We start from the raw sequence: 15,945 nt of genomic DNA, 5'->3' as shown, positions 1-15,945 counted from the left end.
GTTCGATCAATCAGCCCGAGAGCGGATCAATCTTCGCGGTAGCGACGCAGCTTCAACTGCTTACCGGCAACGCGAGTGTCCTTGAGCTTGGTCAGCAACTTCTCAAGACCATCTTCCGGCAACTCGACGAGGCTGAAGCTGTCACGCACCTGGATGCGACCGATCGCTTCACGCGCCAGACCACCTTCGTTGAGGATGGCGCCCAGCAGGTTCTTGGCAGCGATACCATCACGCGCACCCAGCGCGGTACGGCAACGGGCACGGCCTTCGCCCAGTGGCATCGGAGCACGACGCTCGCGGTCACCACGCTCAGGACGATCACCGGAACGCTCTGGACGATCGCCACGCGGTGCATTGTTCGGCACCAGTGGACGCTCTTTCTCGATAGCGGCCAGGTTCAGCGCTTGACCGTTGGTAGCCTTGCGCAGCAGGGCTGCGGCCAGGGCACGCGGACTGCAACCGATGTCGGCGGTCAGGCGATCGAGCAGATCACCGTGAGTCGATTCGGCTTCAGCCACCAGCGGCGACAGGCTGTTGGTCAGCTTCTTGATGCGCGCATCCAGAACGGCTTGAGCGTCCGGCAGGCGAACTTCAGCAACCTTTTGACCGGTTACACGCTCGATCACTTGCAGCATGCGGCGCTCACGCGGAGTCACCAGCAGCAGCGCACGACCTTCGCGACCGGCACGGCCGGTACGGCCGATACGGTGAACGTAGGATTCCGGATCGTACGGCATGTCAACGTTGAACACGTGAGTGATGCGCGGAACGTCCAGGCCACGAGCAGCAACGTCGGTCGCCACAACGATGTCCAGACGGCCATCCTTGAGGGAGTCGATGACGCGCTCACGCTGGTTCTGGGCGATGTCACCGTTCAGCGCAGCGGCTTTGTAGCCTTTGGCTTCCAGGGCACTGGCCAGGTCCAGGGTCGCTTGCTTGGTGCGCACGAACATGATCAGGGCGTCGAAGTCTTCCACTTCCAGCAAGCTGAGAACTGCAGAAGTCTTCTGGTCAGCGTGAACCAGCAGGTGAGCCTGCTCGATCGCGGTAACGGTCTGGGTCTTGGTCTGGATCTTCACGTGTTGCGGATCGCGCAGATGGCGCTCGGCAATGGCACGGATCGACTGCGGCAGGGTAGCCGAGAACAATACGGTCTGACGGGTTGCAGGCAGGGCCTTGAAGATGACTTCGAGGTCGTCCATGAAACCCAGTTTGAGCATTTCGTCGGCTTCGTCGAGAACCAGGTGGTTCACGGTCGCCAGGACTTTTTCGTCACGACGCAGGTGGTCGCACAGACGGCCCGGAGTAGCGACAACGATCTGTGCGCCATTACGGATTGCTTTCAGTTGCGGGCCCATAGGCGCGCCGCCGTAAACGGCCACAACGGTAACGCCGGGCATTTGCTTGGCGTAAGTTTCAAAAGCGGTTGCTACTTGCAGCGCCAACTCACGAGTTGGCGCCAGGATCAGGGCTTGCGGTTCGCGCTTTGCAGGATCGATGCGATGCAGGATCGGCAGGGCGAACGCTGCGGTTTTACCCGTACCGGTTTGCGCCTGACCAATCATGTCGTGTCCGGCCATGATGATCGGGATCGATTGCTGCTGAATAGCCGATGGCTCTTCGTAGCCAGTCGCGGTGACGGCTGCAAGAATATTCGGATTAAGATTAAAAGCGGCGAATCCGCCGGATTCCTGGGTCATGGGTCTGCCTCTAAGTGCATCCGCAAAGACCCATGCTCCAAAGCTGCGCGTGCCGTGTTGAGACTCAAGAGTCGCCCTGGCAGCTTTGTCGGCGGGGATTTGCGAAAACGAATGAATGAAAGAATCGTTTAGGAAGTGTTCGCTGGGCGAACTTGCAACCGAATCTGACTTCGGGGAATTGCGCCACCTAAACGCGGCCCGGCTAAAGGCCGGCGCGCACTATACCGGAATTCGCCCAAAAAGGGAGCTTTTTTTATCGTAAATGCGCTGGATAAACCTTTGCGTCACAGGCTTTGCGGATAATCGATCGAGCGTCTACTTTTCAAAGGCCCGGCCCTGCGGCTGAAGAAGCTAAAACGGTTCACCCTTGCAGTGCAGACCGCCTGTCTGACAGCCCCTTCCCCACCCGAGGAACTGCTCCATGAATCAGCCTTCTTCCAGCCGAGTCAGCCGCCAAAGGCAGGGTCATGTTCTGATGATCGGTCTGGATCGGGTGGCCAAGCGCAATGCCTTCGATCTCGATCTGCTCAACGAACTGAGTCTGGCCTACGGCGAATTCGAAGCCGACAGCGAAGCACGGGTGGCGGTGATTTTCGGCCACGGCGAACACTTTACCGCCGGGCTCGATCTGGTCAACGCCAGCGCGACATTGGCCAATGGCTGGCTGCCGCCACCCGGTGGCGCCGACCCCTGGGGTATTTCTCCCGGCCCTCGAGTCAGTAAACCGGTAATTGTCGCCGCGCAGGGTTACTGCCTGACCATCGGCATCGAGTTGATGCTGGCAGCCGACATCAACCTGTGCGCCAGCAATACCCGATTTGCGCAAATGGAGGTGCAGCGCGGGCTCTTCCCGTTCGGTGGGGCAACCTTGCGCCTGCATCAGGTCGCCGGTTGGGGCAACGCCATGCGCTGGCTGCTGACCGGAGATGAGTTCGATGCCCATGACGCATTGCGCTTGGGACTGGTGCAGGAGGTCATGGCCAGCGAAGATTTGCTGCCACGGGCGATGGAGCTCGCCGAGCGCATCGCCCGCCAGGCGCCGCTGGGTGTGCAGGCAACCTTGATGTCGGCCCGACAGGCCCGCTATGAGGGGGAAACCGCCGCAGCACAAGGGTTACCACCGTTGGTGAAGAAGTTACTGGCCAGCGAGGATGCCGCCGAGGGCGTGCGCTCCATGGTTGAGCGGCGGCCCGGAGTTTTCAAGGGGCTTTAGCCTTGTATTGGTTTTTAGGCCCCCTTCGCGAGCAAGCCCGCTCCCACACTGGATTGGTGATCGATTCAGATCAAATGTGGGAGCGGGCCTGCTCGCGAAGGGGCCATCACAATCAACCAATTATGTCGCCGGCCGAATAGCCTTGATCAACGACTGCAACGAATAACCCAACCGTGGCGCCAGGCCTTCAGCCCGGGCGATCAACCCTTCCAGGTCAAGTTGCTGATCCAGTTCCGAAGGCACGATCAGAATCACGTTGCCCTCCTTCACCGGCAATTCCCAGTAATGACGGTGATACAAACCGCGCAACAAGGCTGCACCCAATGGCTTGCCATCATCGGTGGCCCACTGATTGATCACCAGCCAGCCACCCGGATTCAGGCGTTTTTGACAGTTTTCCAGAAAACTCCAGGCCAAATGCCCGACCCCCGGACCGACATCGGTATACAGGTCGACGAAAATCAGATCAGCCGGCTCGGCGCTATCGAGCAATTCCAGCGCATCGCCAACACGGATATACAGCCGCGGATCGTCATCCAGGCCCAGATATTCGATGGCCAGGCGCGGTACGTCGGGACGAAGTTCTATGGCTTCGACGTCCTCCAGCGGCAGGAACTTCAGGCACGCCTGGGTCAGCGTGCCGGCTCCGAGACCGAGGAACAGCGCGCTTTCCGGCTGCTCGTGACACAACGCACCGATCAGCATCGCCCGGGTATAGTCGTACTCCAGCCAGCTCGGATCGGCGGTGAACACACAGCTTTGCTCGATGGCATCACCGAATTCGAGAAAACGGTAGTCGGCCACTTCCAGTACGCGAATCACGCCAAACTCGTCCTGTACCTCGGCGAGCAGATGCTCGACGCGCTCCTCAGTCATCTTGTCTCCTGATCGTCACCCGGGGCGGCGACGCGATAACACCGCGCGCAGGGCACGGCAAAGGCGCGATTGTCGGCCAAGCGACGGGAACAGGTCACGCACTAATTGCTGATAACATGGTCGTCCGAGCGTAAAACATTAGAGACCGTGATGAGCCAACCCTGGAGTCCTGACAGCTGGCGCGCCCTGCCGATCCAGCAACAACCCCGATACCCCGACGCCGCGCACTTGCTGCACGTCGAGCAGACCCTGGCCAGCTACCCGCCACTGGTGTTTGCCGGCGAAGCCCGGGAGCTGCGCCGTCAGTTTGCCGAAGTGACCCAGGGCCGCGCGTTTCTGCTGCAGGGCGGCGACTGCGCCGAAAGCTTTGCAGAGTTCTCCGCCGCGAAAATCCGCGACACCTTCAAGGTGCTGCTGCAGATGGCGATCGTCATGACATTCGCTGCCGGCTGCCCGGTGGTCAAGGTCGGGCGCATGGCCGGGCAATTCGCCAAGCCCCGCTCGGCCAATGACGAGACCATCGACGGCGTGACGCTGCCTGCCTACCGGGGTGACATCGTCAACGGCATCGGTTTCGATGAAAAAAGCCGCGTGCCGGACCCGGAGCGCCTGCTGCAGTCTTACCACCAGTCCACCGCGACCCTGAACCTGTTGCGCGCGTTCGCCCAGGGCGGGTTTGCCGATTTGCATCAGGTCCACAAGTGGAATCTGGACTTCATCGCCAACTCGGCGCTGGCGGAAAAATACAGCCACCTGGCCGATCGCATCGATGAAACCCTGGCCTTCATGCGCGCTTGCGGCATGGACACTTCGCCACAACTGCGTGAAACCAGCTTCTTTACCGCCCACGAAGCGCTGCTGTTGAATTACGAAGAAGCGTTCGTGCGCCGCGACAGCCTGACCAATGATTATTACGACTGCTCGGCGCACATGCTGTGGATAGGCGACCGCACCCGCCAGCTCGACGGCGCACACGTTGAATTCCTGCGCGGGGTGAACAATCCGATTGGGGTCAAGGTCGGCCCAAGCATGAACCCTGAAGACTTGATCCGGCTGATCGACGTCCTTAATCCGGACAACGACCCCGGTCGTCTCAACCTGATTGCGCGGATGGGCGCGAACAAGGTCGGCGACCATTTGCCACAACTGATCCGCGCAGTGCAGCGTGAAGGCAAGCAGGTGCTCTGGAGCAGCGACCCGATGCATGGCAACACCATCAAGGCCAGCAGCGGTTACAAGACCCGCGACTTCGCGCAGATCCTTGGCGAGGTGAAGCAGTTCTTCCAGGTTCACCAAGCCGAAGGCAGCTATGCCGGCGGTATTCATATCGAGATGACCGGGCAGAACGTCACCGAGTGCATCGGCGGTGCCCGACCGATTACCGAAGACGGTTTGTCGGATCGTTACCACACCCATTGCGACCCGCGGATGAATGCCGATCAGTCCTTGGAGTTGGCGTTTTTGATTGCCGAAACCCTCAAGCAGGTTCGGCGGTAAATCGCGTCCCCCCATCGCGAGCAGGCTCGCTCCCACACTGGTTCTGTGTCGTTCACAAATCCAATGTGGGAGTCTGCTCGCGATGCGGCCAGTTCAATCACCTTCAATCCGTACCAATGCCACCCGCAACCGCCCTGCACTTTCGCGCTGACAATTGAGCTGAACCTGCGCCAGCCCTAGCCAGTCCGCCAGCTGCCGCAAATTGAGCGCCAGCGCCCGCATCCCCTCCCCATCCAGCCCCGGCACTTCCTCGTGCACCGCGTGCACCACCAACCGACCCGCCGCCCGCTCGGCGCGCAGATCAACCCGGGCGGCGATCCGTTCGTTGTGCAAAAACGGCAACACGTAATAGCCGTAGACCCGCTTGTCCTGTGGCGTGTAGATCTCCAGTCGATAACGAAAATCGAACAGGCGCTCGGTGCGGCTGCGCTCCCAGATCAGCGAATCAAAAGGTGAAAGCAAGGCGCTGGCTTCGACCTTGCGTGGCGACTTCGCATCGGGCAGACAAAATGCCGGCTGCCGCCAGCCCTGGACTTCACAGCTCAATAACGCCCCCGCCTCAACCAGTTCCGCCAGGCGCGCACGAGCATCACCCGGGTTCAGACGGAAGTAATCTCGCAGATCCTTTTCCGTCCCTATACCCAAGGCGGTTGCCGCATGCAGCAACAGGCCACGCTGAGCGTCGGCTTCCGTGAGCAGCGGCTGGGCGAGGATCGCCGAGGGAATCACCCGCTCCGGCAGGTCATAAAGCCGTTCGAATCCACGCCGCCCCGCCACAGTCACTTCACCGGCGGCAAACAACCACTCCAGCGCATGCTTCTCCGCGCTCCAGTCCCACCACGGCCCCGCCCGCTCCTGACGGGTTGACAGGCTTCCAGCAGCCAGGGCGCCCTGCTCCTCAACCGCAGCCAGGACCCGGCGAATCGTGCCTTGCTGCTCCCGGCCAAAACGCGCCAATTGCTGATAGATATCTTCGCCACGGCGCGCCCGCTGCATGCGCCAGCGCAGCAACGGGTACATGGACAACGGAAGCAAGGAAGCTTCATGACCCCAGTACTCGAACAACGTGCGTCGGCGACCCGAGCTCCAGGCAGCCTGGTCGAGCAAATCGGACGAGTAATTGCCGAGACGAGAAAACAGCGGCAGATAATGTGAGCGCACCAAGGCATTGACCGAATCGATCTGCAGAATGCCAAGGCGCTCGATCAATCGATTAATGCGTGCCGGTGTAACCAATGCGCACGGGCGACGCGCGGTAAACGCCTGGGCAGTCAGCGCCAGACGTCTGGCTTTTTTCAAGGACAGGCAAAGAAGTGCAGGCATTCAATGGCTCTGGTTGATGACGAGGCCACTCCACCTTAGCCCTCTGCGTAAAAAACGCCACCGCCGCCCTCACCGCTTCAGCGGATCTTCCCAGAAAGGCCGGCACGCTTCGCGTCTGACATCCGCCCGGCTCAAGCCGATGTCACGTAAACGATCATCGCTCAGGCGCGACAACTCGGCGCGATCTCGATGCAGTTGCCTCCAGCGTGCCACTTGCACCAAGGCTCGGGAAAAATGCACAGCGCAGTTGCCCGAGGCGTTGCGCAACGATTTGGACAGGACTTTTGCAGCAGATTGTTTGTCTTCCATGACGGCCATCCTCAGGATTGAGGCGGCAGTCTTGTACTGTTGGCGGGGAAGCTCCAGTCAGGTTCTATGACTGTCTGTTTCCGCTCGGCACCCACCCCACGTTTGCAGGCACTTGCCATGATTCATGGGGCGGTGACCGAATATTTCCTGCGGTTTCAATTTATTTTCCATTGCTCAAGGGATCTTGCCAGAAGTGCCGCTCGGCCTCCTGTGCGACGTCTGCTCGACTCAAGCCGATATCCTTCAAGGCTTCGTCGCTCATACCCGCCAGTAACTCGCGTTCACGATGCAATTCATACCAACGGCTGAATTTGTGCAGCAGGTCGGAGACGACATGAATTGAATGTTTTTCGGCATTGATAAAACCATGTTGACCTTTCATCTTGTTGCCCTCCGTTTGGATGGCTCAAGTCTCCCCCCGGGGCTAAGATCAATCCAACAAATGTTTCTGATGGCAACCATCTCGGAGATTGATGTATGTCGGCCTACCCGAGTATCGACACCGAAGTGCTGCGCACCTTTGTTGCGATCGCCGACCAGGGCGGCTTTACCCGCGCTGGCGAATTGGTCAATCGCACCCAGTCGGCCGTGAGCATGCAGATGAAACGGCTGGAAGAGGACGTGCTGCAGCGCCAGTTGTTCCAGCGCGACGGACGCCAGGTACGCCTGACCGCCGAAGGCCAGGTGCTACTCGGTTATGCCCGCAGAATCCTCAAGCTGCACAGCGAGGTTTTCAATACCCTGCGCGAGCCAGACATGATCGGAACGGTGCGCATCGGTACACCGGACGATTACGTGATGCGTTTCCTGCCAGGGATTCTGCGACGGTTCGCCCAGTCCTATCCGCTGATCCAGATCGAAGTGCACTGCGAATCATCCAAGCAACTGCTGATGCGCCAGGACCTGGATCTATCGATCGTCACCCGCGAGCCGGGTAGCGAAATCGGCCAGTTGTTACGCAAGGAGCGTTTTGTCTGGGCCGAAGCGCAATGCTACAGCGCCCACGAACAAACGCCGTTGCCGCTGGCGATGTTCAACAGTGATTGCTTCTGTCGTCTCTGGGCGTGCAATGCCCTCGACGCCATCGGTCGCGATTATCGCGTTGCGTACAACAGCGACAGTCTGTCGGCGATCATGGCGGTGGTCAGCGCGGGCCTGGCAATCACTGCGCAACTGGAGAGCCTGATCACTCCGGACATGCGCATTCTCGGTGAAGCAGAGGGGCTGCCACTGCTGCCGGAAGCCAGCATCGTGCTCGTGCGCAACCTGCATAATCCCTCGCCGATCACCGAATGCCTGGCCGAACACATCGCCGACGGCTTCAAACCTTAAAGGCGAGCGTTACCGCGCAGAACACCAGGAAGCCGCAAAACAGTCCTCGCAGCAATCGTTCCGGCAGCGCGTGGGCGATTTTCACGCCCCAACTGATGCTCATCAAACCGCCAACCGCCAAGGGCACACCGATCAGCCAATCCACTTGATGATGCACCGCGTAGGTCACCAGTGTGACACCGGTGCTCGGCAGGGCCAGCGCCAGGGACAACCCTTGCGCGACCACCTGGCTGGTGCCAAACAGACTGGTCAATACCGGTGTGGCGACCACTGCCCCACCCACGCCAAAAAGCCCGCCCATGGTGCCGGAAGCCGCACCCAACACACCCAGCCATGGCCATGAGTAGTTCATCTGCGAAGTAGCCGACGAGCGAGTAGAGAACATTCGCGCCAGGTTGTAGGCCGACAGTGCGACAAGGAACGCGACAAAGCCGAGACGCATGGTTTGCGCATCCATGCCTACTGCCCAGATCGAGCCGAGCCAGGCGAAGCAGAACCCCATCGAGGCCAGTGGCAGGGCGTGATGCAATTCGATTTTGTTGCGCTGGTGATAACGCCACAGTGCCAGCATCACATTCGGTACTACCATCACCAGCGCCGTGCCTTGGGCAATTTGCTGATCCAGGCCGAACAAAACGCCCAGCAGCGGAATGGCAATCAAGCCGCCACCAATTCCGAACAACCCGCCGAGTGTGCCGAGGGCTGCGCCAAACACCAGGTACATCAAAAGCTCAATCACTGCGATTTCCCCCACTCACATCAGGCTTTGATCCTACGCAGATGTTTGTGGCGGGGAAACGCATAGCGACGCACAATGGCTTTGCCACATCCGCATAAGCGCAGAACGCCATGAATCCCAATCAACTGACCGAGCAACTTGGTTTGTTTCTCGATGTGCTGGAAACCGGCAGTTTTTCCGCCGCCTCGCGCCGCCACCCGCTGACACCTTCGGCCGTGTCACGACGGATCGACAGCCTGGAGCGTGCGGTCGGCAGCCAGTTGTTCCTTCGCAGCACCCATGCGGTACGTGCCACACCGGCGGGACTGGCCTTTGCCGAGCGCGCCCGGCGGATTGTCGCCGAGCTGCGCCTGGCCCGGGCCGAAGCTGTGTCCCTGAGCAGCGCGCCGGAAGGCCTGATCCGGGTGGATGCACCGGCGGCGTTCGGGCGGCGACACCTGGCCCCCGTGGTTGCCGACTTTTTATTGCTGTATCCCGGCCTCGACGTCCAGTTGCACTTGATCGACAGTTTTGTCGACATGCAAGGTTTGAATCTGGGCAAGGTCGATCTCGTACTGCGTGCCGGACTGATGGCTGACAGCCGATTGGTGGCCACGCCGCTTGCGAGCATGGTGCGCATCGCATGCGCCAGTCCGGATTATTTGCAGCGACGCGGAGTGCCGACCGATCCGGAGCAATTGAACGGACACGATGGCCTCGACTGGGATGGCCTCGCCCCGCCGTTCGCCTGGCGCTTCGAACGCGACGGGCAGATGTATCTGCACCGCCCGGCGCGAATCCGAATGAGCGCCAACAATGCCGAAGCATTGGTCTGCGGTGCGCTGGCCGGTTTGGGCATCGCACACTTGCCGACCTGGCTCGCCAGTGAATACCTGCTGCGCGGTGAACTGCTGCCGTTGTTCTGCGAAGCCGGCCTGCCAAAGCCGGAGAGCGCCGGTATCTACGCCTTGCGCCTGGAGCAGCAACCCAACTCCCGCAGCCGCTTGTTGCTGGAATACCTGAAAACCCGTTTCAGCCCCATACCGCCTTGGGATCTGGTGCTGCAAACCCATCTGCAACAGCACTGACGTGGGTAAACCTTGATTGAAAATTATCTGGCGCATTAAAGATTTGGCCGCTAGATTCTATAAATCACAGATCAAGGCTTTGACATGACCACCAAACACGGCACCCCGGACAACTGCGACCATCTGTTGCTGGACAATCAGGCCTGCTTCGCCCTGCATTCCACTTCATTGATGATGACCAAGGTCTATAAACCCCTGCTGCAAGCGCTGGGCCTGACCTACCCACAATACCTGGCGATGATGGTGCTGTGGGAACGGGACGGTTTGACCGTAGGCGAAATCAGCACACGGCTGCTGACCGACCCAGGTTCGCTCACACCCCTGCTCAAGCGCCTGGAAACCGAAGGCCTGCTCAGCCGCACCCGCAGTCGCGAAGATGAACGGGTGGTGATCGTCGAACTCACCGAACAGGGCCGCGCCCTGCGCGACAAGGCCCGTGGCATCCCCCAATGCATCCTCGGCGCCAGCGGGATGACGCTGCAGCGACTGCAGAAACTGCAAGCGGAGCTACAAGAACTGCGCAGCCACCTGCAAGCCAGCCTCTAACCTCAAGTCATACAAAAAACCTGTGGGAGCGGGCTTGCTCGCGAAAGCGATGTGTCAGTCAACCTCTGGATTGCCTGACCCTGCGCCTTCGCGAGCAAGCCCGCTCCCACAGTTGTTTTTCACTGGGCAAAAATATTCATCGCTGAGAAGCCTGCCGGAAAGGCTCTAAACCGGCTCTCACAACCCGTCACATGCCGTCATCGACTTGATCACTGGGGATTTTTTCAGAATTTATATTGCGCGCTAATTATTTGCGCGATATATTCATCTCGCACTTACTTAATGCGCAAACATTTAGCGCAAAACACCAAATTCCAAATGAGGCTTCCACCATGCAAACTCTCTATACCGCAGTCGCAACTTCCACCGGTGGCCGTGACGGTCGTGCGGTTTCGAGCGACAACATCCTCGACGTCAAACTCGCTACCCCGAAAGAACTCGGCGGTGCAGGTGGCGCAGCTACCAACCCGGAGCAACTGTTCGCCGCTGGCTACTCCGCCTGCTTCATCGGCGCCCTGAAATTCGTTGCCAGCCAGAGCAAACGCAGCATCCCGAACGATACTTCGATCACCGCACACGTCGGCATTGGCCAGATCCCTGGCGGTTTCGGTCTGGACATCGACCTGCATGTCAGCCTGCCAGGACTTGAACAGGCCGACGCGCAAAGTCTGGTCGACGCCGCCCACCAGGTTTGCCCGTACTCCAACGCTACCCGTGGCAATGTAGATGTGCGTCTTCACGTTGCGGTCTAACCGTTGGCAAGTGCCCTACTGTAGGAGCGAGCAGGCTCCGGGCGGCGTACCGACGAGGAGCGTCCAGACAACGCGGGCACTCAGCAAGCCCGCGTTATCGTTAAAGACCATCGCGAGCACGCTCGCTCCTACAGGAGGCGGGTTTCATCCAGGCGAAAAAAAGCCCGACTCAATGGTCGGGCTTTTTCATTCCTCAAGCAGTGCTTATTTGGCACGGCCTTTGTAGGAACCGCCTTCGCGGGTATCGATCTCGATCATGTCGCCGATTTCGATGAAGTCAGCAACCGACAGCTCGGTACCGTTCTTCAGTTTGGCAGGCTTCATCACCTTGCCGGAAGTGTCGCCGCGGGCGGAACCTTCGGTGTAGTCAATCTGACGCACGATAGTGGTCGGCAGCTCTACGGAAACCAGGCGCTCTTCAAAGAACACGGCTTCGCAGACGTCGGTCATGCCTTCTTCGATGAATGGCAGAACGCTTTCGATGTCTTCGGCGTTCAGCTCGTACATGGTGTAGTCAGTGGTGTCCATGAACGTGTAGGTGTCGCCGTTGATGAAGGACAGGGTCGCTTCTTTACGGTCGAGGATTACGTCGTCCAGTTTGTCGTCGGCGCTGTAAACGATCTCGGTCTTGTAACCGGTCAGCAGGTTTTTCAGCTTGGTCTTCATGATCGCGCTGTTACGACCAGACTTGGTGAATTCAGCTTTCTGAACCAGCCAAGGATCGTTTTCGAGACGGATCACGGTACCGGGTTTCAGTTCTTTACCAGTTTTCATTGCGAATATCCGAATTTGGATGGGATTTACAAAAATCTAGGCCGCGTATCATATCCAATTTCCATAAAACTGTACCAGCGCCGTGGCAAGATCGGCCTGCAAGGCCTGTTCCAGACACCACTTCTCGGCGTGTTTTTCCAGCTCTGGCCAGTGTTTACGAGTGGATTGCCAGTGGTCGGTCATTTTCTCACCGGCATTCCATGCTCGCCATAGACCGCTGATCGCCTCGCCCGCAGGTTCAGACAGGCCCTTTACATAGAGTTCCAGGAAGGCTTCGAGCTTGTCCAGGTGGACGTCTTCTTCCTGCTGATAGATGTGCCAGAGCAACGGCCGGCCGGCCCATTGGGCGCGCACGAAGGAATCTTCGCCGCGCACGGCATTGAAATCGCAACACCACAACAAGCGGTCATATTGATCCTGGCGGACGAACGGCAGCACTTGCACGGTCAAGGCACCCCGTACATGCACGGCGCCGGCTGCCAGCCCCTTCTCTGCGAGCCAACACTCGACATCGCCAAGAATCCGACCTTCGGGCACCAACAGATGAGTGCTCGTCGAATCTGCGGCCATTGCATCGAGCCAACTGGCCAGCCCGGTATTTTCGTAGGCAAACAGCGAGATCAACTGCGCGCCCGGCGCGCGATCAACTCCCAGACCTTGCAGGAATGTTCGCTGGCTTTCGGGACTTTGCTGAAATTGCCGGCGCTGCTCCAGCAACTCGCGCTCACGCAACAGACCGCCGGTGCCCTTCTGGAATCCGGGGAAGAAAAAGTACTTCTGCACATTCTTGTACTTCACCGAAGGCAAGCCGTGGCAGCCAATCACCCAGTCCTCGGCGCTCAGGTAATCGAGATTCATCCACAGCGGCGGTTTTTCCCGCTCCGCCATGGCCTCCATGTAAGCGCCGGGCAACTGGCAGGCGAACGCGGCAATCACCACATCGCCAGCTTGCGTCGGCGGCCACTCGGCGGGCCACTGACGTACCTCGACACCCTGTTGCCACTGCTGCGAAAGGTGGATGTCGATATCCGGGCACAGACGCTCGAAAGCCCGCAGATCATCGACCCACAGGCGTACCGCCAGACCCTGTTCGGCTACCAGTTGCCGGGCCAGGCGCCAGGTCACGCCAATGTCGCCGAAGTTATCCACCACGGTGCAAAATATATCCCAGCGGGTTTTCAGTTCAGGCATTGCGGGCTCCCGTTGGCAAAGGCGCCGATTGTCCGCATAAATTACCCCGCGCAGAAGAGCCGACGGCAATTAATCTTCATGCGACAATCGGCACTCGCCCGCGACCCTTCGCCAGGAGGCAACCATGACCTACCGTGCCACCCCCCGCCGTCACTTGCCGATCCGGCTCAATGCCCTGCAACTGACCGGCAGTATTGCCCTCGGTGTATGGCTGGGTTTCGTCGCCATCGCGCTGACCTGCTGGCTCGCTTCGCGCCTGCTGTTCAGCGAGCAACTGGCCCCGGTCTCGGCAGCGATCGAGCAACTGGCCAAACCGCCGGTAGCGGCGCAACCGGTACCGGACATCCCGGCGCAGAGCCCGCTGTTCGACCAGTACGAAGAAAACCTGCGCAAGAATGAACAACAGCAACGACTCGACCAGGCGCGCAGCAGCGGCCGCAATCTGGCCAATCCTGCCTGCCAGTTCTGGCTGCAGCAGGACCGGACCATACCCAGCGAAAAAAGTCGCGCCAACGTCCTGCAGTTCTGCGATTGATCATGAACAAACTCAGCGTCCACCAACTGATTCTCGACAAGCTGCGGATCGATCTCGACATCGCCGAACGTGCTGCGCAAACCGCTTACGAAACCGCGACCCACGAAGAAAACATCGCCGAGAACAAGTACGACACCCTGGGCCTGGAAGCCTCTTACCTGGCGGCCGGGCAGGCCAGGCGGGTGGAGGAAATTCGCCAGTCGCTGACGCTCTGCCAGAATATGGTACTGCGTGCCTACGACGCTCGGCGGGGCATTGAAGTGGGCGCGTTGCTCGGGCTCGAAGACGAAAAGGGTCGCGAGCAATGGCTGTTTCTGGCGCCCGACGCGGCAGGTTTGAAAGTCGATCTGGTGGGCCAGCTGATCACCGTCATCACCCCCCGCTCTCCCCTGGGCAAAAGCCTGCTGGGCAAGTTCGAGGGTGATGAGGTGGAGATTCTGGTGGCGGGTGCCCGGCAACAGTACGCTGTCACCGAGGTCGTCTAGCCAAAATCAGTGAACGGGCAGTTCGACGCCGTCGAATAGCTCTTCCAGCTCCTGCTTGTTGTGGCACGCAATGGCTTTGGCCATGACTTCGCGGGTCAGGTGCGGCGCGAACTTCTCGATGAAGTCGCACATGAACCCCCTCAGGAAGGTGCCGCGACGGAAACCGATCTTGGTCACGCTGGATTCGAACAGCTCGCTGGCATCGAGTACCACCAGGTCACTGTCGAGTTTGGTATCGACGGCCATTTTCGCCACGATGCCTACGCCCAGGCCCAGACGCACATAAGTCTTGATCACGTCGGCGTCGGCCGCGGTGAACACCACTTTCGGCGTCAGGCCGCGATGACTGAAGGCTTCGTCGAGTTTCGAGCGGCCGGTGAAACCGAACACGTAAGTCACGATCGGGTATTCGGCCAGCGCTTCGAGAGTCAGCTTCGACAGCTTGGTCAAAGGGTGCCCCTGTGGCACGACCACACAGCGGTTCCAGCGATAGCACGGCATCATCACCAGGTCGCCGAACAGTTCCAGCGCTTCGGTGGCAATGGCGAAATCAACGGTGCCGTCAGCGGCCATTTCGGCGATCTGCATCGGCGAGCCCTGGTGCATGTGCAGGGCAACATCCGGGTATTGCTTGATGAAATTGCTGATCACCGGCGGTAGCGCATATCGCGCCTGGGTGTGAGTGGTGGCAATCGACAGCGTGCCTTTCTTCTCGTTGGAGAACTCCTGGGCAATCTGCTTGATGCTTTCGACCTTGCGCAGAATCTCGCCAGCGGTAGTGATGATGCGCTCACCGGCTGGTGTGACGCGGGTCAGGTGCTTGCCGCTGCGGGCGAAAACTTCGACGCCCAGTTCGTCTTCAAGGAGGCGGATCTGTTTGCTGATACCCGGTTGAGAGGTGTAAAGGCTTTGGGCTGTAGCGGAAACGTTGAGGTCGTGGTGCGCCACTTCCCAGATGTAGCGCAATTGTTGAAGCTTCATATCAATCCCTCAAAGCAGGTAGACGCCACGGGCATCAGCGACGGTATATAACTATATTAATGGCGTGAAGAATAAATCTAGAACTTTTTTATCAGACTGCCACTATTGATGCTCTAGAAATCCCCCTGGCGACGACGTTGCACCAGCGGCACCAGATAGACCGGCACCTTGGCCAGCTGCAGCACACGCGCTGCGGTGCGCCCCAATGGCGTGTCCACACCTGCCCCCTGGCTGTGACTACCTACGATCAGCAAATCCACGGAGAGTTTCTGCGCCTGCTCCAGAATCACCTGCGCCGGATCCCCCTGCAGCACGCGAACCGCCTGGATGCGCGCCAGGTCATGCTCGCCATCCTCACCCAACTCTTCACGAAAACTGTCCAGTACGCGCTGTTCAATGTTGGCTATCACCGTATTCAGACCCTGGCTGTGGAACTCGTTCAGTGCCTGCTCATCGAGATAGCTCTGCAATACAGATTCGGCAAACAGCCCCATGGGCTCGACCGCGTGCACCACATACAAGTTGGCATTGAAGGTTCGAGCCAGCTCCAGGGCGTGCTGCATCACTACAGGTGCGTACAGTCCGAGGTCGGTGGCATACAACATCGAACGAATCATATGACCTC

The 15,945-nt window shown here is 59.4% G+C and carries 18 protein-coding genes; 8 read left to right on the top strand and 10 right to left on the bottom strand.

The genetic code is table 11. The features are described from left to right. Positions 1–26 precede the first annotated feature (26 nt). Positions 27–1,700, bottom strand: a complete 1,674-nt coding sequence (locus KW839_RS20395; protein ID WP_060540948.1) for a DEAD/DEAH box helicase — start codon at positions 1,698–1,700, stop codon at positions 27–29. 421 nt (positions 1,701–2,121) lie between these two features. On the opposite strand from KW839_RS20395, the gene KW839_RS20390 reads away from it, so the two are divergent. After that, positions 2,122–2,913, top strand: coding sequence for a crotonase/enoyl-CoA hydratase family protein (locus KW839_RS20390; protein ID WP_218425320.1), 792 nt, complete (start codon positions 2,122–2,124; stop codon positions 2,911–2,913). Positions 2,914–3,033: 120 nt separating this feature from the next. Here the strand turns inward: KW839_RS20390 and KW839_RS20385 are convergent, their stop codons facing one another. Continuing rightward, positions 3,034–3,789, bottom strand: a complete 756-nt coding sequence (locus tag KW839_RS20385; protein WP_060540946.1) for a spermidine synthase — start codon at positions 3,787–3,789, stop codon at positions 3,034–3,036. A 150-nt stretch (positions 3,790–3,939) separates the two neighbouring features. On the opposite strand from KW839_RS20385, the gene KW839_RS20380 reads away from it, so the two are divergent. Next, a complete protein-coding gene (locus KW839_RS20380; protein WP_060540945.1) occupies positions 3,940–5,286 on the top strand; it encodes a class II 3-deoxy-7-phosphoheptulonate synthase in 1,347 nt (448 codons plus the stop codon). Between the two features lie 93 nt (positions 5,287–5,379). Here KW839_RS20380 and KW839_RS20375 read toward each other — a convergent pair whose 3' ends face one another. From KW839_RS20375 to KW839_RS20365, 3 genes are all read right to left on the bottom strand, one after another. Next, positions 5,380–6,609 (bottom strand): winged helix-turn-helix domain-containing protein, encoded by a 1,230-nt coding sequence (locus KW839_RS20375; protein ID WP_218425319.1) that lies wholly within the window; start codon positions 6,607–6,609, stop codon positions 5,380–5,382. 69 nt (positions 6,610–6,678) lie between these two features. Next, complete coding sequence (locus KW839_RS20370; protein WP_082457509.1) at positions 6,679–6,918, bottom strand: DUF1127 domain-containing protein; 240 nt, start codon at positions 6,916–6,918, stop codon at positions 6,679–6,681. 160 nt (positions 6,919–7,078) lie between these two features. Beyond that, positions 7,079–7,300, bottom strand: a complete 222-nt coding sequence (locus KW839_RS20365; RefSeq protein WP_060540943.1) for a DUF1127 domain-containing protein — start codon at positions 7,298–7,300, stop codon at positions 7,079–7,081. A gap of 95 nt (positions 7,301–7,395) precedes the next feature. Here KW839_RS20365 and KW839_RS20360 point away from each other — a divergent pair, with 95 nt between their 5' ends. Next, complete coding sequence (locus KW839_RS20360) at positions 7,396–8,250, top strand: LysR substrate-binding domain-containing protein (protein WP_060540942.1); 855 nt, start codon at positions 7,396–7,398, stop codon at positions 8,248–8,250. Here the strand turns inward: KW839_RS20360 and KW839_RS20355 are convergent. After that, positions 8,240–8,974, bottom strand: a complete 735-nt coding sequence (locus KW839_RS20355; protein WP_060540941.1) for a sulfite exporter TauE/SafE family protein — start codon at positions 8,972–8,974, stop codon at positions 8,240–8,242. The genes KW839_RS20360 and KW839_RS20355 overlap by 11 nt on opposite strands. A 125-nt stretch (positions 8,975–9,099) precedes the next feature. Here KW839_RS20355 and KW839_RS20350 point away from each other — a divergent pair, with 125 nt between their 5' ends. The 3 genes from KW839_RS20350 to KW839_RS20340 all read left to right on the top strand — a co-directional run bounded on the left by KW839_RS20350 (position 9,100) and on the right by KW839_RS20340 (position 11,354). After that, entirely contained in the window at positions 9,100–10,056 is a 957-nt protein-coding gene (locus KW839_RS20350) for a LysR family transcriptional regulator (RefSeq protein WP_218425318.1), read from the top strand. Between the two features lie 84 nt (positions 10,057–10,140). Then, the gene (locus tag KW839_RS20345) at positions 10,141–10,602 is read left to right on the top strand and encodes a MarR family winged helix-turn-helix transcriptional regulator (protein ID WP_060540939.1); all 462 of its coding nucleotides are present in this window, start codon (positions 10,141–10,143) and stop codon (positions 10,600–10,602) included. Positions 10,603–10,934: 332 nt separating this feature from the next. Then, positions 10,935–11,354 (top strand): organic hydroperoxide resistance protein, encoded by a 420-nt coding sequence (locus KW839_RS20340; RefSeq protein WP_060540938.1) that lies wholly within the window; start codon positions 10,935–10,937, stop codon positions 11,352–11,354. A 204-nt stretch (positions 11,355–11,558) separates the two neighbouring features. Here KW839_RS20340 and KW839_RS20335 read toward each other — a convergent pair whose 3' ends face one another. Both KW839_RS20335 and earP read right to left on the bottom strand, forming a co-directional pair. Beyond that, positions 11,559–12,128 carry an elongation factor P gene (locus KW839_RS20335; protein ID WP_060540937.1) on the bottom strand — a complete coding sequence of 190 codons (570 nt, stop codon included), beginning with the start codon at positions 12,126–12,128 and terminating at the stop codon, positions 11,559–11,561. A 48-nt stretch (positions 12,129–12,176) separates the two neighbouring features. Further along, positions 12,177–13,319 carry an elongation factor P maturation arginine rhamnosyltransferase EarP gene (gene earP / locus KW839_RS20330; RefSeq protein ID WP_218425317.1) on the bottom strand — a complete coding sequence of 381 codons (1,143 nt, stop codon included), beginning with the start codon at positions 13,317–13,319 and terminating at the stop codon, positions 12,177–12,179. A gap of 124 nt (positions 13,320–13,443) precedes the next feature. Between earP and KW839_RS20325 the strand changes: the two genes are divergently transcribed. Both KW839_RS20325 and KW839_RS20320 read left to right on the top strand, forming a co-directional pair. Beyond that, positions 13,444–13,854 carry a hypothetical protein gene (locus tag KW839_RS20325; protein ID WP_060540935.1) on the top strand — a complete coding sequence of 137 codons (411 nt, stop codon included), beginning with the start codon at positions 13,444–13,446 and terminating at the stop codon, positions 13,852–13,854. Between the two features lie 2 nt (positions 13,855–13,856). Further along, on the top strand, positions 13,857–14,339 hold the full coding sequence (locus KW839_RS20320; protein ID WP_218425316.1) for a GreA/GreB family elongation factor: 483 nt from the start codon (positions 13,857–13,859) through the stop codon (positions 14,337–14,339). A gap of 6 nt (positions 14,340–14,345) precedes the next feature. On the opposite strand, the gene cysB is transcribed toward KW839_RS20320, so the two are convergent. Further along, positions 14,346–15,320, bottom strand: coding sequence for an HTH-type transcriptional regulator CysB (cysB, locus tag KW839_RS20315; RefSeq protein WP_053161674.1), 975 nt, complete (start codon positions 15,318–15,320; stop codon positions 14,346–14,348). Positions 15,321–15,433: 113 nt separating this feature from the next. Beyond that, positions 15,434–15,937, bottom strand: coding sequence for a universal stress protein (locus KW839_RS20310; RefSeq protein WP_060540932.1), 504 nt, complete (start codon positions 15,935–15,937; stop codon positions 15,434–15,436). Positions 15,938–15,945 lie beyond the last annotated feature (8 nt).

The sequence above is a fragment of the Pseudomonas sp. PDM31 genome (assembly GCF_019218965.1).
In the GTDB taxonomy this organism is placed as follows: domain Bacteria; phylum Pseudomonadota; class Gammaproteobacteria; order Pseudomonadales; family Pseudomonadaceae; genus Aquipseudomonas.
The sequence above is the reverse complement of the archived record's forward strand: the minus strand, read 5'-3'. Positions and strand labels throughout refer to the sequence as shown.